The sequence below is a fragment of the Stenotrophomonas sp. ESTM1D_MKCIP4_1 genome, from assembly GCF_003086895.1.
Lineage (GTDB): Bacteria > Pseudomonadota > Gammaproteobacteria > Xanthomonadales > Xanthomonadaceae > Stenotrophomonas.
In genome coordinates, this window is sequence record NZ_CP026004.1 from 1,461,198 (window position 1) to 1,483,061 (window position 21,864).

At 67.3% G+C, this 21,864-nt stretch carries 20 protein-coding genes; 5 read left to right on the forward strand and 15 right to left on the reverse strand.

The window, feature by feature from the left end; genetic code table 11:
* Positions 1-12 precede the first annotated feature (12 nt).
* From pstA to C1924_RS06790, 8 genes are all read right to left on the reverse strand, one after another.
* Positions 13-876 carry a phosphate ABC transporter permease PstA gene (pstA, locus tag C1924_RS06755; RefSeq protein WP_108764603.1) on the reverse strand — a complete coding sequence of 288 codons (864 nt, stop codon included), beginning with the start codon at positions 874-876 and terminating at the stop codon, positions 13-15.
* Complete coding sequence (gene pstC, locus C1924_RS06760) at positions 876-1,844, reverse strand: phosphate ABC transporter permease subunit PstC (RefSeq protein ID WP_079221293.1); 969 nt, start codon at positions 1,842-1,844, stop codon at positions 876-878. Before pstC ends, pstA begins: the two co-directional genes overlap by 1 nt.
* Before the next feature lie 79 nt (positions 1,845-1,923).
* Complete coding sequence (pstS, locus tag C1924_RS06765) at positions 1,924-3,009, reverse strand: phosphate ABC transporter substrate-binding protein PstS (protein WP_108764604.1); 1,086 nt, start codon at positions 3,007-3,009, stop codon at positions 1,924-1,926.
* 359 nt (positions 3,010-3,368) lie between these two features.
* Positions 3,369-4,388, reverse strand: coding sequence for a phosphate ABC transporter substrate-binding protein PstS (pstS, locus tag C1924_RS06770; protein WP_108764605.1), 1,020 nt, complete (start codon positions 4,386-4,388; stop codon positions 3,369-3,371).
* Positions 4,389-4,571: 183 nt separating this feature from the next.
* On the reverse strand, positions 4,572-5,783 hold the full coding sequence (locus C1924_RS06775) for an OprO/OprP family phosphate-selective porin (RefSeq protein WP_108764606.1): 1,212 nt from the start codon (positions 5,781-5,783) through the stop codon (positions 4,572-4,574).
* A 263-nt stretch (positions 5,784-6,046) separates the two neighbouring features.
* On the reverse strand, positions 6,047-6,733 hold the full coding sequence (nth, locus tag C1924_RS06780) for an endonuclease III (protein WP_108764607.1): 687 nt from the start codon (positions 6,731-6,733) through the stop codon (positions 6,047-6,049).
* Positions 6,733-7,086 (reverse strand): hypothetical protein, encoded by a 354-nt coding sequence (locus C1924_RS06785; RefSeq protein WP_108764608.1) that lies wholly within the window; start codon positions 7,084-7,086, stop codon positions 6,733-6,735. Before C1924_RS06785 ends, nth begins: the two co-directional genes overlap by 1 nt.
* A 4-nt stretch (positions 7,087-7,090) precedes the next feature.
* Positions 7,091-7,885, reverse strand: a complete 795-nt coding sequence (locus tag C1924_RS06790; protein WP_108764609.1) for an enoyl-CoA hydratase-related protein — start codon at positions 7,883-7,885, stop codon at positions 7,091-7,093.
* A gap of 166 nt (positions 7,886-8,051) precedes the next feature.
* Here C1924_RS06790 and C1924_RS06795 point away from each other — a divergent pair, with 166 nt between their 5' ends.
* From C1924_RS06795 to C1924_RS06805, 3 genes are all read left to right on the forward strand, one after another.
* The gene (locus C1924_RS06795) at positions 8,052-8,753 is read left to right on the forward strand and encodes an FKBP-type peptidyl-prolyl cis-trans isomerase N-terminal domain-containing protein (RefSeq protein ID WP_108764610.1); all 702 of its coding nucleotides are present in this window, start codon (positions 8,052-8,054) and stop codon (positions 8,751-8,753) included.
* 229 nt (positions 8,754-8,982) lie between these two features.
* On the forward strand, positions 8,983-9,786 hold the full coding sequence (locus C1924_RS06800) for a CoA pyrophosphatase (protein ID WP_108764611.1): 804 nt from the start codon (positions 8,983-8,985) through the stop codon (positions 9,784-9,786).
* The gene (locus C1924_RS06805) at positions 9,783-10,685 is read left to right on the forward strand and encodes a sulfurtransferase (RefSeq protein WP_108764612.1); all 903 of its coding nucleotides are present in this window, start codon (positions 9,783-9,785) and stop codon (positions 10,683-10,685) included. Before C1924_RS06800 ends, C1924_RS06805 begins: the two co-directional genes overlap by 4 nt.
* Positions 10,686-11,062: 377 nt before the next feature.
* Here C1924_RS06805 and C1924_RS06810 read toward each other — a convergent pair whose 3' ends face one another.
* On the reverse strand, positions 11,063-11,629 hold the full coding sequence (locus C1924_RS06810) for an N-acetylmuramoyl-L-alanine amidase (RefSeq protein ID WP_108764613.1): 567 nt from the start codon (positions 11,627-11,629) through the stop codon (positions 11,063-11,065).
* A gap of 73 nt (positions 11,630-11,702) precedes the next feature.
* Between C1924_RS06810 and C1924_RS06815 the strand changes: the two genes are divergently transcribed.
* Both C1924_RS06815 and rlmKL read left to right on the forward strand, forming a co-directional pair.
* Complete coding sequence (locus C1924_RS06815; protein WP_108766992.1) at positions 11,703-12,230, forward strand: hypothetical protein; 528 nt, start codon at positions 11,703-11,705, stop codon at positions 12,228-12,230.
* A gap of 145 nt (positions 12,231-12,375) precedes the next feature.
* Positions 12,376-14,514, forward strand: a complete 2,139-nt coding sequence (rlmKL, locus tag C1924_RS06820; RefSeq protein ID WP_108766993.1) for a bifunctional 23S rRNA (guanine(2069)-N(7))-methyltransferase RlmK/23S rRNA (guanine(2445)-N(2))-methyltransferase RlmL — start codon at positions 12,376-12,378, stop codon at positions 14,512-14,514.
* A gap of 637 nt (positions 14,515-15,151) precedes the next feature.
* Here the strand turns inward: rlmKL and C1924_RS06825 are convergent.
* From C1924_RS06825 to C1924_RS06850, 6 genes are all read right to left on the reverse strand, one after another.
* Entirely contained in the window at positions 15,152-15,481 is a 330-nt protein-coding gene (locus C1924_RS06825) for a DUF3325 domain-containing protein (RefSeq protein WP_108764614.1), read from the reverse strand.
* On the reverse strand, positions 15,478-17,100 hold the full coding sequence (locus tag C1924_RS06830; RefSeq protein ID WP_108764615.1) for a PepSY-associated TM helix domain-containing protein: 1,623 nt from the start codon (positions 17,098-17,100) through the stop codon (positions 15,478-15,480). The genes C1924_RS06825 and C1924_RS06830 overlap by 4 nt, the downstream gene beginning before the upstream one ends.
* Positions 17,097-17,417 (reverse strand): DUF3649 domain-containing protein, encoded by a 321-nt coding sequence (locus tag C1924_RS06835; RefSeq protein WP_108764616.1) that lies wholly within the window; start codon positions 17,415-17,417, stop codon positions 17,097-17,099. Before C1924_RS06835 ends, C1924_RS06830 begins: the two co-directional genes overlap by 4 nt.
* Positions 17,418-17,525: 108 nt before the next feature.
* Positions 17,526-19,748: a TonB-dependent siderophore receptor gene (locus C1924_RS06840; protein WP_108766994.1), complete on the reverse strand. Its 2,223-nt coding sequence runs from the start codon at positions 19,746-19,748 to the stop codon at positions 17,526-17,528.
* Between the two features lie 259 nt (positions 19,749-20,007).
* Positions 20,008-20,391: a DUF4124 domain-containing protein gene (locus tag C1924_RS06845; RefSeq protein WP_159094762.1), complete on the reverse strand. Its 384-nt coding sequence runs from the start codon at positions 20,389-20,391 to the stop codon at positions 20,008-20,010.
* Positions 20,392-20,566: 175 nt separating this feature from the next.
* A complete protein-coding gene (locus tag C1924_RS06850) occupies positions 20,567-21,853 on the reverse strand; it encodes a DUF445 family protein (RefSeq protein WP_108764618.1) in 1,287 nt (428 codons plus the stop codon).
* Between the last annotated feature and the right edge of the window lie 11 nt (positions 21,854-21,864).

A 21,864-nucleotide genomic window follows, 5' to 3' on the forward strand; every position in this document is an offset into this window, starting at 1 on the left:
TCCACGGAAAGGTCAGTCATGGGAGATACGGTTGCGCAGCAGGATGCCGCGGGCAGCAAGGCTGACCAGCAACACGAAGACAGTCAGCACCAGGGCACCGGCCCAGGCCAGCACCTGCCAGGATTCATACGGGCTGCCGGCGAACTGGTTCATCACCACCGGCACCGAAGCCATCGGCTGGAAGATGTTGTTGTTCCAGTACTGGTTGCCGAACGCGGTGAACAGCAGCGGGGCGGTCTCGCCGGAAATGCGGGCCAGGGCCAGCAGGATGCCGGTGATGATGCCGGCCGAGGCGCTGCGGTACAGCACCTGCACGATCACCTTCCACTGCGGTATGCCCAGCGACAGGGCGGCTTCGCGCATCTGCGAAGGCACCAGGCGCAGCATCTCGTCAGTGGTGCGTACCACCACCGGCAGCACGATGAAGGCCAGCGACAGCGCACCGGCGAAGGCGGAGAAGTTGCCGCCGGTCTGCATCACGTACAGCGTGTAGACGAACAGGCCCAGCACGATGGACGGTGCCGACAGCAGGATGTCGTTGACGAAGCGGACCACGGTGCCGGCCTTGCGGGCGTTGCCGTACTCGGCCAGCCAGGTACCGGCCAGCACGCCCAGCGGGGTGCCGATGCCGATTGCCAGCGCACACATCACCGCGCTGCCGAAGAAGGCATTGGCCAGGCCACCTTCCTGCATCGGCGGCGGCGTCATCTTGGTGAAGAGATCCAGGTTGATGCCGGCCAGGCCCTTGGAGGCCAGGGTGAACAGGATCCAGCCCAGGAAGAACAGACCGAACAGGGCGGTGGCGCAGGACAGCGCAATGGCGATGACGTTGCCGATGCGGCGGCGCAGGTACAGGGAGTCAGCGGTGGTGGACATCAGTTGCCCTCCTTGCGGGACAGGCGCATCAGCATCAGGCGGGCGATGGCCAGCACGACGAAGGTGACGATGAACAGGACGAAGCCAAGCAGCAGCAGCGCCGAGCGGTAGGTTTCAGTGGCTTCGCCGAAATCGTTGGCGATCAGCGCGGCGATGGTGGTGCCCGGTTCCAGCAGCGAGGGCGACAGGCGCACGCTGTTGCCGATCACGAAGGCCACGGCCATCGTTTCGCCCAGTGCACGGCCGAGGCCGAGGAAGACGCCGCCGATGACGGCCGAGCGGGTGTAGGGAAGGACGATGTCCCAGCTCACTTCCCACTTGGTGGAACCCAGCGCGTAGGCCGATTCCTTCAGGCGGGTCGGCACGGTCAGGAACACTTCGCGCATCACCGAGGAAATGAACGGGATGACCATGATGGCCAGCACGAAGCCGGCGGTGAGCATGCCGATGCCCAGCGGCGGGCCCTGGAACATCGGCCCGATGATCGGCCATTCGCCCAGGGTTTCGTTGAGGAACGGGGTGACGTACTCGGTCATCACCGGCACCAGCACGAACAGGCCCCACATGCCGTAGATGATCGAGGGAATGCCGGCCAGCAGTTCGATGGCGGTACCGACCGGGCCACGCAGCCAGCGCGGCGCGACTTCGGTGAGGAAGAAGGCGATGCCGAAGCTGACCGGCACGGCGATGACCATCGCGATGAACGCGGTGACCAGGGTGCCGTAGATCGGGGCCAAGGCGCCGAACTTGTTCTCGACCGGATTCCAGTCGGAGGAGAAGAAGAAGCTCAGGCCCTGCATCTGCAGGGCATGGCGGCCGCCCCACAGCATGGACAGCGCGGCGCAGGCCAGGGCGATCAGGACGAAGATGACGGTGCCGACCAGCACCCATCGGAACAGTTTGTCGTTGCGGGCATCACGCGCATCGCGCGTGGACGGGGCGGCTACAGGCTGGGCGATGGCATTCATGGGGACGGCAGGGCCAGGAAAGGGGGCGGCACGACGTGGAAGTGACGGTGCCCGCGCGGGGCGGGCACCGTCGGGTCCATCACTTCAGCTCGGTGCCCCAGTAGGCCTCGATCTGCTTGGTCAGCTCGGCCGGCAGCGGCACGTAGTGCAGCTCGTTGGCCTGGGCCTGGCCGTTCTCGAAGGCCCATTTGAAGAAGGCCAGGGTGTCCTGGTTGCGCTTGGCGTCCTTCGGCTGCTTCTGCATCAGCATGAAGTTGGTGGCGGTGATCGGCCACGCCTGCTCGCCCGGGGCATTGGTGATGACCAGGTTGAAGTCCTTGGCGCTGGCCCAGTCGGCGCTGGCAGCCGCTGCGGCGAAGGTCTCGGCGCTCGGCTGCACCCAGGTGCCGGCGGCGTTCTGCAGGGCGGTGTAGGGCATGGCGTTCTGCAGGGCGTAGGCCAGTTCGACGTAGCCGATGGAACCCTTGATCTGCTTCACGTAGGAGGCAACGCCTTCATTGCCCTTGCCACCGACGCCGTCCGGCCACTGCACCGAGGTGCCTTCGCCGACCTTGGTCTTCCACTCCGGGCTGACCTTGGACAGGTAGTTGGAGAAGTTGAAGGTGGTGCCCGAACCGTCCGAACGGTGGACGATGGTGATCTTGCCGTCCGGCAGGGTCACGCCCGGGTTGGCGGCAGCGATGGCCGGGTCGTTCCAGGTCTTGACCTTGCCCAGGAAGATGTCGGCCAGCAGGGCGCCGGTCAGGCGCAGCTTGCCGGCTTCCAGGCCTTCGATGTTGACGACCGGGACCACGCCGCCGATGGCCGACGGGAACTGGGCCAGGCCGGCCTGGGCCAGCTCGTCGCTGCTCAGGGGCTTGTCCGAGGAACCGAAATCAACGGTGCCGGCCTTGATCTGGGCGATACCGCCGCCTGAACCGATCGACTGGTAGTTGATCTTGGCGCCGGTGGCGGTGTTGTAGTCGGCCGACCACTTGGACACCAGCGGGAAGATGAAGGACGCGCCTGCGCCGGAAACCTCAGCGGTCACCTTGTCGCCGGCAGCGGCCGGGGCAGCAGCGTCGGCAGCCGGCTGCTGCGCGGCCTGCTTGTCGCCACCGCAGGCCGACAGGCCCAGGGCGATGGCCAGGGAAAGGGCGGCGAGGCCGGCCGAGTGCAGTTTCATGGTCACTCCATAGCGGGGAAGAGCCGACGTCGTCGGCGGATGCGGCTATGAAATGATGTTTTTGTTACAGCCGTATGACGCCCATGACAGAGGTGTCGGACATCACGTTCTGACAAGGCTTTCACGGGGTCTGCGACCCTGCCGGCGCGGGCGTGGAACGCCGCAGATGCGCGGATTGAGGGCGTCGCGCCCTTGTAGAGTCGAGCTTGCTCGACTGAACGCGCTGCAGTCGAGCAAGCTCGACGCTACGTGACCGGCCCCCCAAACAAGAAAGGCGCCGGACCCGAAGGTCCAGCGCCCGTTGGGGCGGCGGGGGAGAGAGGACCCGCCGCCCCCGTTCCTGCGGGGGAACGCCTTGCTCAGTACTTCAGGTTCTGGGTCCAGTAGGTCTCGATCTGCTTGACCAGGCTGTCCGGCAGCGGCACGTAGTCCAGCTGCTTGGCCTGCGCATCGCCGTTCTTGTAGATCCAGCGGAAGAATTCCTGGGTCGACTTGGCGCCGGCCACGTTCTTCGGCTGCTTGCGCACCAGGATGAAGTTGGTGGCGGTGATCGGCCACGCCTGGTCGCCCGGGGCGTTGGTCATGACGAGGTAGAAGTCCTTGGCATTGGCCCAGTCAGCGCTGGCAGCCGCGGCCGAGAACGAGGCATCCGACGGCTGCACGATCTTGCCGGCGGCATTCTTCATCGCCGCGTAGGACATCTTGTTCTGCAGGGCGTAGGACAGTTCGACATAGCCGATGCCGCCCTTGATCTGCTTCACGTAGGCGGCCACGCCTTCGTTGCCCTTGCCGCCGATGCCGGCCGGCCACTGGACCGAGGTGCCTTCACCGACCTTGCTCTTCCACTCCGGGCTGACCTTGGACAGGTAGTTGACGAAGTTGAAGGTGGTGCCCGAGCCGTCCGAGCGGTGGACGATGGTGATCTTGGCGTTCGGCAGGGTCAGGCCGCTGTTCAGGGCAGCGATGGCCGGGTCGTTCCAGGTCTTGATCTTGCCCAGGAAGATGTTGGCCAGGGTCGGGCCGTCCAGCTTCAGCGCGCCCGGGGCGACGCCGGCCACGTTGATCACCGGCACCACGCCGCCGATGACCGAGGGGAACTGGGCCAGGCCGGCAGCCGCCAGTTCTTCCGGCTTCAGCGGGGCGTCGGAGGAGCCGAAGTCCACGGTAGCGGCCTTGATCTGGGCGATACCACCACCGGAGCCGATCGACTGGTAGTTGACCTTCTTGCCGGTCGCGGTGCTGTAGTCCGCCGACCACTTGGACATGACCGGGTAGATGAACGAGGCGCCCGCGCCGGTGACATCGGCGGCGTTGGCGGCAAACACGGACGATGCAGCCAGAATGGCGACAGCGGCGCGCGACTTGAAGGCGTGGATCACGGGAGAGACTCCTGGGGTGGTCGAAGGGCGGCTGCCCGACGTTTCGGTGCACATTCCATAACGGTTGCGTGACACGCCTGCGTCTGTCATATGACGTTGCGGTGACAGTGCTGGCGGCCTTGCGCAGGCAACAGAAAAGGCACGGCCGGAGCCGTGCCTTCGTTGCAGCGCGTGCGTCGGGTATTACCAGAAGAACTGCGCGCGGGCTTCCAGGATGTTCGGATCGTCGTTGACGAAACCGCGGGCGGTGGAGCTGTACTTCTTGCTGTCCACCATCACGTAGTTGACCATGAACTTGAAGTTCGAGCGCCAGTACCAGTTGGCGCCGACGGTCCAGATGTCCATCTTGCCGCCCAGCACGCCATCGACGATCGGCGGGCGACCGGCCACCGGGTTGGCCGACAGATTGCCGTCGTTCAGATCCATGTGGTCATAGCGCACGCCCAGCTGCCACTGGCCGCCGGCCGGGTTGTTCGGCAGGCCGGTGCCCGGCGTGCCGCCCTTGTAGCTCCAGGTTTCGCCGGTCACGTTCCACACGCCGCTGATGTAATAGCCGTCGCTGGTGTAGTTGTCGTGGTCGTAGCGCTTGGCCTTGCTGCTGTAGTACTCGGCCTGGGCCTTGAACGGGCCCTGGAAGTACATGGCTTCGGCGCCGAGGGTGCTGACACGGTCGGTGTCGGTCATGTTGCCGCTGTCGACCAGGCGCGCGGTGGCCAGGTCGGCGTTCGGACGGGCACGCACGCGCAGAGTGTCGGCGTCGGCGTCGTAGTCGACGTAGCTCAGGCCGAAGTGCAGGACCTGGCCCTTCTCGTTGATCGGCGCGAAGGTGCCGCGGGCGCCATAGCCGCTGCCGTGGGCCAGGTTGCGGGTCAGCTCGCGGCCGAACGCGCTGGCGGTGACCGACCAGTTGTCCTGGCCGTAGCTGTAGGCGCCGCCGAGGCGACGGGCCACGGCGTAGGTATTGGTGACCGCGGCCTTGGAAATGAAGTCGTTGTTCTTGGTGCTGGACAGCTCTTCCAGGCTGTTGGGCTGCTTGAACTGGCCGGCCTGGATGAAGTGGTTGGCGTTGCCCAGCAGCTTGTACTTCACGTTGGTGTCGAGGAACTTGTCGGCCTTGGCGTCATAGCCGACCACCCATTCCACGTTGCCCGGGCCCTTGCCCTTCAGCACCAGCTCGGCGCGACGCAGTTCAAACTCGCTGTCCTTGCCGTTGCCGGCGTCACCGCCGTTGAGGTCCACGACGTCATTGTCGAACCAGTTGCCGTCGGCCTGGACCAGGCCTTCAAAGGTGATTTCCGAACCGCCGATCACATCGATGGCGACTTCAGCGTGTGCAGCCGGCACGTACAGCGCAGCAGCCACGGCCACCGTCAGGAGTTGGTGATGCAGTTTCATGGGAAGGAGCCTTGCAGGCAGGTGGGAAGATGCGCGCAGGCTAGAAGGTAAAGATTGCGTAAATGTGACAGTTCACGCGCGACACACATCCGCCGCAGGCCCCATCGCGTCAGGGGCTGCTGATGTAAACCGCTGCATGTGACGCTGCGGTTGCGCACGGATTGCAGTAGTTCCACGCCATGCGTGGATGTTTTTTGCCGTCGGGTCAGAGCCCTGTCTGCGAAAGGGATCCGACCCCGGATCCGACCCCGGGTGACGCTCGCCTACGCGGCGGTCTTTTCCTTGAACCGGCACAGGTCCGCAATCACGCAGCCCGGGCAATCCGGCTTGCGCGCCTTGCACACATAACGCCCGTGCAGGATCAGCCAGTGGTGCGCATCAAGCAGGAACTCGGCCGGAATCGCCTTCACCAGGCGGTCCTCCACTTCGCGCACGTTTTTTCCCGGTGCCAGCCCGGTGCGGTTGGCCACGCGGAAGATGTGCGTGTCCACGGCCATCACCGGTTCGCCGAAGGCCGTGTTGAGCACCACGTTGGCCGTCTTGCGGCCGACACCGGGCAGTGACTCCAGCGCCTCACGGTCGCGCGGCACGTCGCCGTTGTATTTCTGCAGCAGGATCGCGCAGGTGGCGATCACGTTCTTCGCCTTGGCATTGAACAGGCCGATGGTCGCGATGTACTTCTTCAGGCCCTCCTCACCCAGTGCGAGGATCTTCGCCGGCGTGTTGGCGACCGGGAACAGCCGTCGCGTCGCCTTGTTCACGCCCACGTCCGTGGCCTGCGCCGACAGTGCGACCGCCACCAGCAGCTCGAACGGCGAGCTGCATTCCAGTTCGGTCTTCGGGTGCGGGTTGAGTTCGCGCAGCCGGGTGAACATTTCCACCACATCGGCGCGCGGCATGACGCTGCCACGACGCGCAGGTGCGCGCGTGCTCTTCTTCGCTGCTGCCATTACTGTTCCTTGCCTGCGGCGCGGGCCTTGGCCCGGGCGAGGATCGCCGCCGCCGCGGCGGGAAGGGCGGGTTTCGCATCCGGTGCAGGTGGCGGCGTGCGGCGTGCGTCACGTTCGGCTTCGCGGCGTGCCAGGCGCACCGCGCGCGCGCGATAGCGTTCGCGCGCGGCCCAGGCATCACGCAGCTGGTGCTGGGCCTGCAGCAGACGCTGCGGAAGTTCCGGGTGGCCGGGTACCAGGCCAGCGTCAGCCTCGCCGACGACGTAGTCCATCAGGCCGGCCTGCAATGCGCCATCGAGATCGTCTGCCTGGACCCGGGTGAACAGCTGCACGGGGTTGGGTCGGGATGCCATGGGCTCAGCGATTCTGGAAGGCCGGCGGGCGGCGCTGCAGGAATGCGCTGGTACCTTCGCGCATGTCGTCGGTGGCGAACAGCAGGCCGAACTGCGCGCTTTCGTATTCCAGGCCGGCGTCCAGGCTGCATTCGCCGCCCACGTGCACGGCGTCCAGCAAGCCGCGCAGCGCCAGCGGCGCCGAACGGGCCAGCTGCCGGGCGATGTCGTGCACGCGGTTGTCCAGCTCGTCCGCCGGCACCACCTGGTTGACGATGCCCAGGACCAGGGCACGCGCCGCGTCGATCGGCGCGCCCAGCAGGCACAGCTCCAGCGTGGCCGCACGGCCGCACAGGCGCAGCAGGCGCTGGCTGCCGCCGAAGCCGGGAATGAGCCCCAGATTGATCTCCGGCTGGCCGACCTTGGCGCTGTCGGCGGCGATGCGCAGGTGGCAGGCCATGGCCAGTTCCAGGCCGCCGCCGAGGGCAAAACCGTTCACCCGCGCGATGACCGGCTTGGGCATGCGTTCGATCTGTCGCATCAGGGCCTGGCCCAGCAGAGAGAAGTCACGTCCCTGAACGGCGCTGAGGGTGTTCATTTCCGCGATGTCGGCACCGGCCACGAATGCCTTGGGGCCGGCCCCGGTCAGTACCACCACGCGCACGTCGGGGGCCGCCGCTGCGGCACTGAAGGCCTCGGCCAGGGCCTGCAGGGTCGCGGCGTTCAGGGCATTGAGCTTTTCCGGGCGCTGCACGGTGACGGTGCGGATGGCCCCGTCATCGGTCACGGCGACGGGGTGGTCGGCGGGGGCTGAGGCCACGGGAAGCTCCTGGAACGTTAAAAAAAAGTGAGATTGAACTCTTGAAACGCAGGCGGGTCAAAGCCTGCGTGGTCAGTAGCGGTTACACGTTGCGGCCGGTATCCTAACCCGTCGCCTCAGGGCGGCGCAGAACGTCCCTGAGTTACCACCCCTGGAGAACTGTTTGATGAAGTTGCGTTCTATCGCGGTCGCCGTCGCGGCCCTGGCCCTGACGGGCAATGCCTTCGCCCAGGACGTCTCGTCCGAAAAGGGCAAGCTGAGCTACTACTTCGGTTACGACTACGGCAACAACCTGGCTGAGCTGACCGGCCGTGGTGAGCAGCTGGACATCAACTCGGTGGTGAAGGGCCTGCAGGACGCCTACGCCAAGAAGCAGCCGGCCATTACCGCCGAGCAGCTGAAGCCGGCCGTTGAAGCGTTCCAGAAGCGTGAGCAGGGTCGTGCCCAGGCCGCCAAGGCCGAGTACGAAAAGGCTGCCGCTGAAAACAAGACCAAGAGCGACCAGTTCGTGGCGGCCAACAAGGCCAAGGCCGGCGTGCAGACCCTGCCGAGCGGCGTCCAGTACCGCGTGATCGAAGCCGGCAAGGGCGCCAAGCCGACCCAGGCCAACACCGTGCAGCTGGAAGTGGCTGGCCCGTACCCGTTCGGCCAGCGTCCGACCGAAGCCCGCCCGGCCCAGCAGATTCCGTCGATCAAGGTCAGCGAAGTCGAAATGAAGGCCATGCGCGAGACCCTGCTGCAGATGCCGGCTGGCTCGAAGTGGGAAATCACCCTGCCGCCGGATCAGGCCTATGGTGCCGACCCGCGCACCGGCTTCCCGCCGAACGTGGCGGTGCAGTTTGAAGTCAAGCTGGTCAGCGTCAAGTAAATCGAAGCAGTGAAAACAACGCGCCGGTGGTTTCCACCGGCGCGTTTCTGTTTGCGTGCCGTGCGCCCACGTGCGCCACCCAGGTAGAGCCGACCGTTGGTCGACTGCTCCTCCCGCTGTGCGCGCGAGTCGACTGACAGTCGACTCTACCGCCGACGCTACCGCCGCATCCCCTGTCGCAATCGTCCCCAACCGCAGCCATTCGCGCTACTGTTGCAGGGTGCAAACTATGGAAGAACCGGCGCGTGTTGTCGCAAGCCCCTGCATTGGAGTGTGCAAGCTGGATCACCACCGGCTGTGCGCCGGGTGCGGGCGGCATATCGATGAAATCGCAGGGTGGTCGTCCATGAGCGATCGCGAACGCAGCCGTATCCTGCACCGTGTACAGCCCCTGCGCGAACAGCTGCAGCAGTCGCTGCGCGGTTCACTGGCCGACCACGAACGCCTGCTGCGCGCGCTGCACCCACTGGCCGAGCCGCCGCAGGGGGATGGCTGGAACCGCAGCGAACTCATCGACCTGCTGCCGCCGGGCCCACCGGTGGAAGCCGCGGTGCTTGCCGGCATCGTGCCGCGTGCCGGAGGTGCCCAGGTCATCCTCACCCGCCGTACCGATACCCTGCGCACGCATGGCGGCCAGGTCGGTTTCCCGGGAGGACGCACCGAACCCGATGACCGTGATGCCTTGGCTGCGGCGCTGCGCGAGAGCCAGGAAGAGATCGCCCTGGCACCGGGGCAGGTCCAGCCACTGGGTTATCTCGATCCTTTCGTGACCATCACCGGCTATCGGGTGACCCCGGTGGTGGCCGTGGTTGATCCGGCATTCGTACCGGTGCCGCAGCCCAGTGAAGTGGCCGAAGTGTTCGAGGTGCCGCTGGACTACCTGATGGCGGCCGACAACCTGCGCCAGGTCGAAATCAACCATCGTGGCCGCGTGCGCCATGTCTTGGAATACGGCTGGCCCGGCCAGCGCATCTGGGGCGCGACCGCAGCTATCCTCTACAACCTGCGTCGCCGTCTGGAGCAAGTGCAATGAAGCTGATCGATCCGCCGTGGACCACGCTGGTCGATGTCGCCACGCTCGCCGCCGCTCTCGGCGAAGACGTGCGCGTGGTCGATGCCCGTGCCACCGCCAGCACTGCCGTGCGCGTGGTGGATGCGCGCGCCGCGCTCGCCGACCCGCAGGCCGGGGCAGGGCAGTACGCCGCAGGGCACATTCCCGGCGCGGCGCATGCCGATCTCAACCGCGACCTGTCCGATCTCGACCGCACCGGCCATGGCCGCCACCCACTTCCGGACAGCGATGCCTTCGCCGCGCGCGTGGGGCAATGGGGCATCGGTCCTGATACACAGGTGGTGGTCTACGACGGCAGCGATGGCAGCATGGCCGCCGCCCGCCTGTGGTGGCTGCTGCGCCTGCTCGGCCATTCGCGCGTGGCCGTGCTCGACGGCGGTATCGCAGCGTGGCTGGCGGCGGGCCAGCCGCTGGCCACGGGCCGCAGCGAGGTGCCCGCGCAACCACCGTATCCAGGCCGCTTCGATACCACGCAGGTGGCGTCGGCCGACGAAATCGCCGCGCGCCTCAAGCACGCTCCCGGGTGGCTGGTTGATGCCCGTGCGGGTGAACGCTTCCGCGGCGAGGTGGAGCCGTTGGATCCGGTGGCCGGCCATGTGCCCGGTGCGGTCAACCGCCCGTTCGCGCTGAACGTGCTCGACGGCCACCTGCGCGACCCTCAGGAACTGCGCGCCGAACTGCAGGGCGTGATCGGCAACCAGGATCCTGAGCGTGTCGTACTGATGTGCGGCTCAGGCGTGACCGCCTGCCACCTGCTGCTGGCAATGGAAAGCGCCGGCCTGCGCGGTGCCCGCATCTACGCCGATTCGTGGAGCGGCTGGGTCAGCGACAGCAGCCGGCCGGTGGCCACCGGCGCCTGAAGCCGCGAGGGGTCGGGTGCTCATCCACGCATGGCGTGGATCTACTGTCGACCAAGGTCGACACCTAGCGGTATATCCACGCATGGCGTGGATGAAATCCATCCGATATCGAATTCCAGATTGGGGTCAGAGCCGGTTGCGCAGCAACGGGATCCGACCCCTTGCTGCTCCAACAGCCGCGGAAAACTGTCGAAGGCGGGGTGGGTCCGGTTGCGGGCGCGTGAGCCGCATGGATGCGGCGACCGAGCTTACATGGACGTACTTGCAGCGTCCCCCGCAACCGGACCCACCCCGCCATCCCACGGCAAGCAGGCTTTTGACGTTGAAGTTGACGTTGACGTTGATCCGGCAGGTGCAGGGCGCAGCCCTGCAGACCCTCAGCCCAACCCCTGCAGCGGCACCTTCGCCAGCACCCGCGCCCACGGGAACAACGGCCCCGGATCACGCTTGCGCGCCACCGTCAGCGTCGCATCATCGCTGGCCGGTACCTGTTCCAGGTCCAGCTGGTCGTGCCCGGCAATCCGCTGCAGCGACGGGTAGCGCGCCACCAGCGCCAGCAGCAGCGCCTCCAGCGCCACCAGCTGCGCCTCGGTATACGGCTCATCCATCGCCTGGTGCCGGCTGTCGAACCACTGCGGGTAGCGCCCGGTATTGACCAGTTCGATGCCCACGCTGTCGGCGTTCATGCCGCGCACGTGATGGGCGATGCGCTCCGGCGCCACGTACTGCACCACGCTGCCGTCGCGGTCGATGTAGAAATGCCCGCTGTTGCCGGCACCGCTGTCGTACAGCACGCGTTCGCCGTATTCGCGGGCCATCGCCAGATCGGGCAGTTCGGTGCAGTGGATCACCACCATCCGCAGGCTGTCGGCATCACGCAGGGGCAGGCGGTCATGGTAGGGCAGGGGCTGCAGCTGCAGGCCGGGCAGGAGCGGGGTGGGCATGCTGGCGATGCTAGCATTGCAGGATGAACCTGCCTTCCCGATCGACGATGAACCGCTCCCTGGGAGCGCATGCATGAGCCGCGGCCACTGCATCCTGTCCCACGGCTTCGAGAGCGGCCCGGAGGCCACCAAGGTCACCGCGCTGGCTGAAGTCGCCGAGCGCCTGGGCTGGACCCACGAGCGCCCAGACTACACCGATCTGGACGCGATGAGCGAGGTCAGCCGCGTGGGCGACGTGCGTACCCGCCTGCAGCGTCTGGTCGAGCGTGCCACTGCGGCCGCCGCGCAGGGGCCGGTGGTGCTGGCCGGGTCCAGCCTGGGCGCCTACATTTCCGCCATCGCCTCGCTGCAGGTACCGGTGGCAGGCCTGTTCCTGATGGTCCCGCCCACCACCATGGGACCGATGCCGGCGCTGGACGCCGCCGCGGTGCCGATCACCGTGGTCCAGGCCTGGCACGACGACGTGGTGCCCGCCGCCGGGGTCATCGCCTGGGCGCAGGCGCGCTCGGCCCAGCTGCTGCTGGTCGACGACGGCCATCGCCTGGAACGCCACGTGGAAGCCTCCGCGCAGGCCTTCGAGCGCCTGCTGCGCCAGCTGTGAAGCCCGGGCGCACGGCGCGCCCGCCCGCTTTGACTACAATGGCAGCCCCGCCGCCCCCGGCGCGGGCCTGCCGGCCGTGTCCACGGCCCTCCTTTCCGACTGGCCCGGCCCCTGTGCCGTGCCCGACCACCTGCGAACCGATCCCGTGAAATTCTTCGTCTCCTGCGCCAAGGGCCTGGAATACCTGCTTGCCGATGAACTGTCGGCCTTGGGCCTTGGCAAGGCCACCGCCACCATTGCCGGCGTCAACGCCGATGGCGAACTGGAGCAGGCGCTGCGGATCGTGATGTGGTCGCGCCTGGCCAGCCGTGTGCTGTGGCCGATCGACGAGTTCGAGTGCCCGGACGAGCAGGCCCTGTACGACGGCGTGCGTGCGCTGCCCTGGCACGAGCACATCAAGCCGGAGATGACCCTGGCGGTGGATGCGCATGTGTCTGGCGACAAGATCACCCATGCGCGCTTCGCGGCGCAGCGGATCAAGGACGCCATCGTCGACCGCATGCGTGACGAAGGCCTGGAACGCCCCTCGGTCAACACCGACCTGCCGGACGTGCGCGTGAACCTGTCGCTGCGCAAGGGCCGTGCCTCGCTGTCGATCGATCTGGGCGGTGGACCACTGCATCGCCGTGGCTGGCGCGGTGCCGCCCACGAAGCGCCGCTGAAGGAAAACCTGGCCGCCGCGCTGCTGCTGCGCGCGCAGTGGCCGCGCCTGCACGCTGCCGGTGGTGGCCTGCTGGACCCGATGTGCGGCAGCGGTACGCTGCTGATCGAGGGCGCGCTGATGGCCGCCGACGTCGCCCCCGGCCTGATGCGCCATGGCAGCCTGCCGCCGAGCCGCTGGCTGGGCTTCGACAAGGTCGCCTGGAAGGCGATCCAGAGCGAAGCGCGTGACCGTGAGGCGGCTGGCCTGGCCGCACTGAAGCCGGTCATCCACGGCAGCGACATCGACCCGGTGGCCATCCAGGCTGCGCGCGAGAATGCCGAAGTCGCCGGCGTGGCCCACGCCATCCGCTTCACCCGCGCCGACGTGGCCGATCTGGCTGCGCCGGAGCAGGAGATCGGTGCCGTGGTCTGCAACCCGCCTTATGACGAGCGCCTGGCCGCCGATCCGGTCCTGTACCGCGCGCTGGGCAATGCCCTGCAGAAGGCCGTGCCGCAATGGCGCGCCAGCCTGCTGTGCGGCAACGACGAACTGGCCTTCGCCACCGGGCTGCGTGCCGGCAAGAAGTACCAGATGTTCAACGGCGCGCTGGAATGCGCGTTGATCGTCTGCGACCCGATCGCCGTCCCCGGCCGCGACCCGGCGCAGCCGCGCGAGCTGAGCGAAGGCGCGCAGATGGTGGCCAACCGCCTGCGCAAGAACCTGAAGAAGTTCAAGAGCTGGCGCGCGCGCGAGGACATCACCTGCTTCCGTGCCTACGATGCCGACCTGCCGGAATACGCCGCCGCCATTGACGTCTACGAAGAAGACGGTGGCCAGCGCCGTACCTTCCTGCACGTGCAGGAATACGCCGCACCGGCCGCGATTCCGGAAAACGACGTGCGTCGCCGCCGCAATGAACTGCTGGCGGCCGCGCGCGAAGTGTTCGGCGTGCCGCCGGAACAGGTGTCGATGAAGTCGCGCGAACGCGGCAAGGGCGGCAGCAAGTACGGCCGTTTCGAGCAGCGCGATGAGTTCATCGTGGTGCGCGAGAACAACGCGCTGCTGCAGGTGAACCTGTTCGATTACCTCGACACCGGCCTGTTCCTGGACCATCGCCCGCTGCGCCGGATGATGGCCGAGCAGGTGCGTGGCAAGCGCTTCCTCAACCTGTTCTGCTATACGGGCGTGGCCAGCGTGCAGGCGGCGGTGGCCGGTGCGGCCAGCACCACCAGTGTCGATCTGTCGGCTACCTACCTGCAGTGGTGCTACGACAACCTGGCCCTGAACGGTCAGGGCGGCAACCAGCACCTGCTGGTGCAGGCCGATGCGATGGCCTGGCTGGAAGGCGACCGCGGCCAGTACGACGTGATCTTCTGCGACCCGCCGACGTTCTCGAACTCGGCGCGCGCCGATGACTTCGACGTGCAGCGCGAACAGCTGAAGCTGCTGCGTGCGGCGGTTGCGCGGCTGGCACCGGGCGGCGTGCTGTACTTCTCCAACAACTTCCGCCGTTTCAAGCTGGAAGAGAACGCGATTGCCGAGTTCGCCCAGTGCCGCGAGATCACCCCCCGCACCATCGGCCCGGACTTCGAGCGCAACGCGCGCATCCACCGCGCGTGGGAACTCAAGCGCCTGGGTTGATCAGAGGTTCGGGGTCGGATCCCCTGCGCGCAGCGCAGGGGATCCGACCCCGGCTCGCCCCGGTAGATCCACGCCACGCGTGGATGGGCGGAACCGACCACGGGTCAGAGCCCTCGCGCTGCGCGCCAGGGATCCGACCCCGGCTCGCCCCGGTAGATCCACGCCACGCGTGGATGGGCGGAACCCATCACGGGTCAGAGCCCTCGCGCTGCGCGCCAGGGATCCGACCCCGGCTCGCCCCGGTAGATCCACGCCATGCGTGGATGGGCGGAACCGACCACGGGTCAGAGCCCTCGCGCTGCGCGCCAGGGAACCACGGGTCAGAGCCCTCGCGCTGCGCGCCAGGGATCCGACCCCGGCTCGCCCCGGTAGATCCACGCCATGCGTGGATGGGCGGAACCGACCACGGGTCAGAGCCCTCGCGCTGCGCGCCAGGGATCCGACCCCGGCTCGCCCCGGTAGATCCACGCCATGCGTGGATGGGCGGAACCCATCACGGGTCAGAGCCCTCGCGCTGCGCGCCAGGGATCCGACCCCGGCTCGCCCCGGTAGATCCACGCCATGCGTGGATGGGCGGAACCCATCACGGGTCAGAGCCTTCGCGCTGCGCGCCAGGGATCCGACCCCGTTCACCGGGTTACAGCAACGCCACCAGCAGGCCCAGCAGCGGAAGGGCGATGGCCAGCGGTGCGATCCACTGTGGCCGGTACGGGTACAACCCGAATGCCAACGGCACGCCGGCCAGGGTCAGTGCACCCAGCCACAGCACCGGGCCCATCGCCCAGCCGTGGTCGACCACGCACAGCGCGAACGCCGCGACCAGCAGCGCCCAGCCCAGCACGCGCCACTGGGTGCGCCGTGCCGGCGCGGCTGCGGCCTTGCCATGCAGGTCCTGCTGGTGCTTTTCCATCGCCAGCGACAGCGCGGTGAATGCGGAGAACGACAACGTGAGCGCCAGCAGCATCATGCGCCGGCCTCCGCTCCGGTCGCGGCAACCGATGCCTTGGCAGCAGCGGCGGCACGCTTCTTCTTCTCGGCCGCGCTCAGCGGTGGCGTCCAGCGCTGCATGCGCCAGCCGCACAGGGCCAGCATCGCGCCAAAGGCAAGCATCGCCAGATCAAAACCGGCCAGCACCCAGTCGCCGCTGCGCAGGGTCACGCCCAGATGCGCGTGGGTGGTCAAGGCATTCACCACCGGCACCAGTGCGAACAGGGCGGCACCCAGGTACAGCTGCCAGGCCCACATCATCCGCTTGGGCCAGATGAAGGCGGCCAGCAGGGCAGCGCCCCAGGCGTAGAAGAACACGTTCGCCTCGGCATTCGAGCGCTCGGCCATGTCCAGCGGCAGCAGGCGGTTGCCCCAGAAATACGCGGCAAAAGCGATGGGCAGGCCAGCCACGGCGCCGATGTTCAACGCATCCACCAGGCGCAGGCCGAAGCCGATGCGCCCACTCTTGGCATGCTTGGGGCGTTCCTTCACTGCCCACAGCACCACGCCGCTGGCCACCATCAGGCAGCCGGTCAGGCCGGACAGGAAGAACAACGCGCGCAGGCCCCAGTCCGCAAACCGTGCCAGGTGCAGGCCATACATCACGCCGCGGGTGGCGGTGGCGCCGCCGGAGGGCGGGCTTTCTTCCAGCAGGGTGCCCTTGACCATGTCGTAGCGCAGCGACGGGGTATCGATCGACAGCCGCTTGCCGTCGCGCTGGCGGATGTCGATGACCGCATTGCCCGCGCCCGGATTGGACACGGTGAAACCGGCCACCTCCACACCGTCCCAGTGCGCGCGCGCGCTGTCCAGCAGCTGCGCGATCGGCAGCGGCGCGGCGCGGCCCTCGGCCGGTGCGGTTACTTCAGGCATGCCACCGAATGCCTCGGCGAAGAACTTGTCCTCATCCTGCGGGTAGGCCACCTTCACCCCCCACGGCAGGTACATGATCATCAGCGTGACGATGCCGGTGTAGGTGATCATGGCGTGGTAAGGCAGGGCCATCACCGCGCTGACGTTGTGGAAATCCAGCCACGACCGCAGGCCCTTGTCCTTGCGGAAGGTGAAGAAGTCCTTGAAGATTTTTTTGTGGGTGATGACCCCGGTGATGATCGCTACCAGCATGAACATCGCGCAGAAGCCCACCAGGTAGCGCGCCCAGTACACCGGGATGTAGTGCAGGTCGAAGTGCAGGCGGTAGAAGAAGTCGCCGCCACGGGTCTCGCGGGCCTTCAGTTCGCCGCCCGTGTTCGGGTCCAGGGTGGCATCACCGAAGGCACCGCGGCGGCCCTTGGATGGATCAGCCTGGTCAGGCGGGACGCGCCAGAACGTACTCATCGCCGGGTTGCGTGGTTGTGGCAGCGTGACGTACCACATCTCCGCGTTGCCGGCCTTGTCCTGCAGGAAATCGATGGCGCGCTGCGCGGCCACATCGGTGCTGACCTTTGCGCTGGGCAGTTCCGGGCGCATCCAGCGGCTGATCTCTTCGCGGTAGTAGCTGGCGGTGCCGGCCATGAAGATCAGCAGCAGCAGCCAGCCGACCAGCAGGCCGGTCCAGGTGTGCAGCCAGGCCATTGACTGGCGGAATCCGTTCTTCATGCCCAGGCCCCCAGCAGGCGCGATGCCGCAGCCAGCAGCAGGGTGGGGGCGAGGATGCCCACCCACGCACGCAGTGCGCTGCGCGTAGCGAAGGCCCACAGTGCAGCGCAGGCGGCCACCACGATGGCCAGAAGCATGCCGGTCAGCACGGCCTGCCCACGCGCGGCAGGCAGGGCGACGGCGCAGAACACACTGGTCATCGAAGCCAGCGCGTAGCCACCGAAGATCGCGGCCAATGAACGGGACAGCACTCCCCAGCGGTCGCTGGCAAAGAAGGTGCTGAGGCGGGAGCTGGCAAGTTCGGGCGAGCGGTCCACGGCGGTCCTGCAGGTTCGTTGGAAGAAAAGCCGGCGCGCCGAAGCGCGCCGGGGTTGGCCATCCCTGGCCGGGCGCCGGTCGCAGAACCGGCGCCATCCATCAGGTCATCAGAGCTTCCAGCGCAGGGTCATGGTGACATTGCGCGGTTCGCCCCAGTACACGCCGTTGTAGAAACCGACGTTGTTGTAATACTTCTTGTCCAGCAGGTTGTTGATGTTCAGCTGGGCGCTGAAGTTCTCGTTGAAGCGGTAGCCACCGGCGAGGTTCAGCAGGTAGAACGCGTCCTGCTTGATGCGTGCGCTCTCGGTACGGCCGGTGGTCAGGTAGTCGGCGGCCGGCTTGGCGCTGGCGCGCCAGATGCCGCTCTGCCAGGTGGCGCCACCGCCCAGCCAGATGCGGCCATCGGCACCACCCGGGCGCCAGCTCGCATTGAGGCGGAACGTATCCTGCGGGGTGGTGGTGTTCTGCACCACACCGGCCTGGCTGCGGCTGACGGTGTGGGCAAAGCCGGCCGACAGGTTCCAGCTTTCGCCCAGGCTGCCCTGCGCTTCCACTTCCCAGCCGTGCACCTTGTTGCCCTTGCCGGTGGAGCGGTAGGCCTGGCTGCCATCGGGCAGGGAGTTCGGCGGCACCGCGTCGTCCACCTCGGCCACGTTGTCCTTTTCGCCCTCGAAGATCGCCGCCGAGGCATTCAGCAGGCCGTCGAAGAATTCCGCCTTCAGGCCGCCTTCGTACATCTTGCCGACCACCGGCTCCAGGTAGCTGCCGTTCCTGTCGCGATAGTTCTGCGGTGCGAAGATGTCGGTGTAGCTGGCATAGGCGCTGAGCACGCGGTTGAAGTCGTACACCACGCCGGCATAGGGCGTGGTCTGGTCCTTGGGCTTGTAGCCGGTGCGCGTCGTGCCGGTACGGTTGCCGAGTGTGTCATGGGTGTAACGCCAGGTCTTGGTTTCCCAGCTGCCATAGCGCACGCCGGCCACCAGCAGCAGCGGGTCGGCCAGGCGCAGGCGCGTGGCCACATAGGCGGCCTGCTGGCGCAGTTCATCCTGCGAACCGAGGTAGCCCGGACGGGTGACCGACAGCGGGCTGACATCGCCGGTCCAGTTGCGCCAGTCCGGCACGACCGCGTAGCTGGTCGGGTACGGGTCGATGGACGCGGCCGGATACTCACCCTTGCGCAGCGACTGGCCCGCGCCGAACACCACTTCCTGGGTATGGCCGAACAGCTCGAAGTTGCCCGTGGCGTTCACGTCCACGACATCCATCGTGCTGTTTTCAACGAAGTTGCCGATGTAGGCGACCACGCCGGTGCCATCCGCACGCGGGTAGCCTTGTGCGCCGTACCAGACCGCGCCATCGGTACTGCGCTTGGCGCGGCTGACGGCGGCCTTCACCGACCAGTGGCTGCCCAGCTGCTGTTCCAGGCGCGCAAACGTGGTCTTTTCAACGATCGGCCAGCTGCTCCACGACGCGGACAGATTGGTCGAGCGCGGCAGGTTGGCCGGGGTGCCATCCGGGCCCCAGTACGGCACCACGCCCCAGGTCACGCCCGTGGTGTGCGGCGACTGGTACTCGTAACCCACCTCGAACAGGGTGCTGTCGGTCAGATCGGCCTGGACGATGCCGTAGAACACGTCCTTGTCGAGCGCGTAGACATCGCGGAAGGAATCGCTCTGCTGCTTGGCGGCGACGACGCGCGCACGCACGCGGCCGTCCCAGGCCACCGGACCGCCCAGGTCGGCTTCCAGGCGCTGGTTGCCCCAGCGGCCGAGGGTCAGGTTGGCGCCCATCTGGAAGGTATCGGTCGGGCGCTTGCGCACCATGCTGATGGTGCCGGACGGATCGCCTGCACCGGTGGTCAGGCCGGTGGCACCTCGGATGACCTCGATGCGCTCGTAGATCACGTTGTCGGTGTTGGTCTTGATCGACCCACCAAACGTGTTGAGCATGCCGTCGATCTGGAAATTGGTGATGTTGTAGCCGCGCGAAACGTAGTTGATGCGCTCGCTGTCGGTGACCGACACGCTGACGCCGGTCACCTGGCCCATCACATCGGACAGGGAAAACAGCCCCATGTCATCCAGGCGCTGGCGGGTGATGACCGTGACCGACTGCGGTGTCTCACGCAGCGACAGGTCCAGCTTGGTCGCGCTGCGGGCGTTCTTGACCGTATAGCTGTTCTTGATCTCGCCCTCGGCGGTCACCTTGACCGTATCCAGCGTGCGCGCATCCGCCGCCGACGCTGCGTCGGCGTGGGCCAGGGGGGCGAACAGCAGGGCGGCCACGGCCAGGGCCAGGGGAGAACAGGCGGGTACGGTCAATCGGGACATGCGGTGCGATTCCATGCAGGTGAAAGAAGGTGCGATGGAATCCATGCGTGCGGGCGCCTGCGCGGTGTCGCGCAACCCGTGGCATCTTCCCATCGCCAGATGCCCACCGGTCGTCCGGGGGCACAAGGGGAGCCGGGGATGTACACGGGCGGAAGCGCAGTGGGGGCGCCAGGTGGCTGAGCGTACAACCGATCAGTAAATGATAGGCATTCGCATTTTGTTAATCAAGTGAGCGCCGGGCTGGGCGCTGGGGCGTCTTTCAGCGCGACGCGCAGGCGCGGGTGACGTCGTCGTTGAGTTGCCGTTGCGGCGTGCGCGTGCCGAACCACTCGGCCATCTCGCGCCGTGTGCGCGCCTTCTCGCAGGCCTCGGCATTGCTGGCGGCCTCGATCACCGTGCCCGTGCCCTGCAGCGCGCTGCGGCCAGCATTGGTCTGCAGTTGCCGGCGGGCATCGCGCAGCTGGCGGTCCACCCGTTCGGTTTCCTGCCAGCTCAGCTTGGGATCACGCACGATGGGCCGTGTCACGCCGGTGTCCTGCCCGCTGGGGCAGGGCAGGGTCTGGTAGACGGTGCGACCGCCGTCATTGCACTTGTAGACGCGCTGCGCGCACGCATCACCGGCCACCACCAGCAGTGGAAGCAACACCCACATCCTTCGCATGGATCCCCCCACGGGCCACCCTGGCCCGCATGGCGCGGAAGCATAAGGAGTGTGACCCCGGTCGCGCAATATCCCTGCCCCGGAGGGGGGGCACAGCCCGTGGAATGGGGTCGGATCCCGGGGCACAGTCACGGGCTCTGACCCCACTGCCCAGGCTTCAGAAGCGGAACAGCACCGTCGCCGCGTGCAGCAGCACCCCGATCAACCCGCCCACCAGCGTGCCGTTGAACCGGATGAACTGCAGGTCGCGCCCGACGCTCAGTTCAAGCTGCTCCACCAGGTGTCGTTCGTCCCACCCCTTCACCGTCTGTGCGATATGCGTGGTGACGCCCTCGCGCAGGCGCTCGGTCAGCCGTTGCGCGCCCTCCAGCAGGTGCTGGTTGAGCGCATCGCGCAGCGCAGGATCGGCCTGCAGGGTCGCGCCCAGCGATGCCAGGCTGCGCTGCAGGTGGCCCACCAGTGCCGAATCCTCGCGCTGCAGGTCCGCGCGCAGGCTGGCGTGGATGCGCGCCCACAGGCCCTGCACGTAGTCCTGCAGGGCAGGGTGGTCGATCATCTCCTGCTTCAGCTGCTCGATGCGCTGCGCCAGCGCCGGATCCTCGCGCAGGCGTTGCACGTAGTTGCCCAGCCAGAGCTCGTAGTCCTGCCGCAACGGGTGCTGCGGTTCGGCCAGCACCTGCTGCAGTTCCTCCAGCACCGCCCGCGCCAGGCGCTCGGCCAGGCTGTCGCCGATCTCGTCGATCGGTTTCACCCAGTTCACCGTGCTAGACAGCGTCGGCCATTCGCGCTGGATATAGCGCACGATCAGCTGCGAGGCGCGTTCCTTCACCTCCGGCTGTTCCAGCCAGCGGCCCAGCCGCTGCAGGCCTTCGTCCAGCACGCGCTGGTGGCGGCCATCGGCGGTCAGCAGGGCCAGCAGTTCCCCTGCGGTGGCGGCGGCATTCCACTGCCGCAGCTGCTGCACCACGAACGCATGCAACTGCCGCCGGACCGCGCCTTCGTCGAAGAAATCCAGCGCCTGCAGCGCCCAGCCGCGGGCCATGTCGGCCAGCATCCGCGAACGCGCCGGGTCGGCCAGCCAGCTGCCCAGGCGGCTGGCCGGATCGAACACCTGCAGCTTGGCCAGCAGCACACCGGGTTCCAGGAACTGGTCGCGCACGAAGAGGGCCAGGCTGTCGCCGATGCGTTCCTTGCTGCGCGGAATGATCGCCGTATGCGGAATGGGCAGGCCCATCGGCCGCCGGAACAGCGCGACCACCGCGAACCAGTCGGCCAGCGCGCCCACCGCGGCGGCTTCGCAGAACGCCGAAACCCAGGCCCAGGCGCCGCGCTCACCCTGCCAGTGGCTGACCGCGAACCCGGCCAGCATCAACAGCAGAAGGCCGAGGGCAAGGGCTTTCAGGCGCCGCAGCTGCGCGCGACGCGGATCGATGGCAGACGTCATCGCGTGAGTCT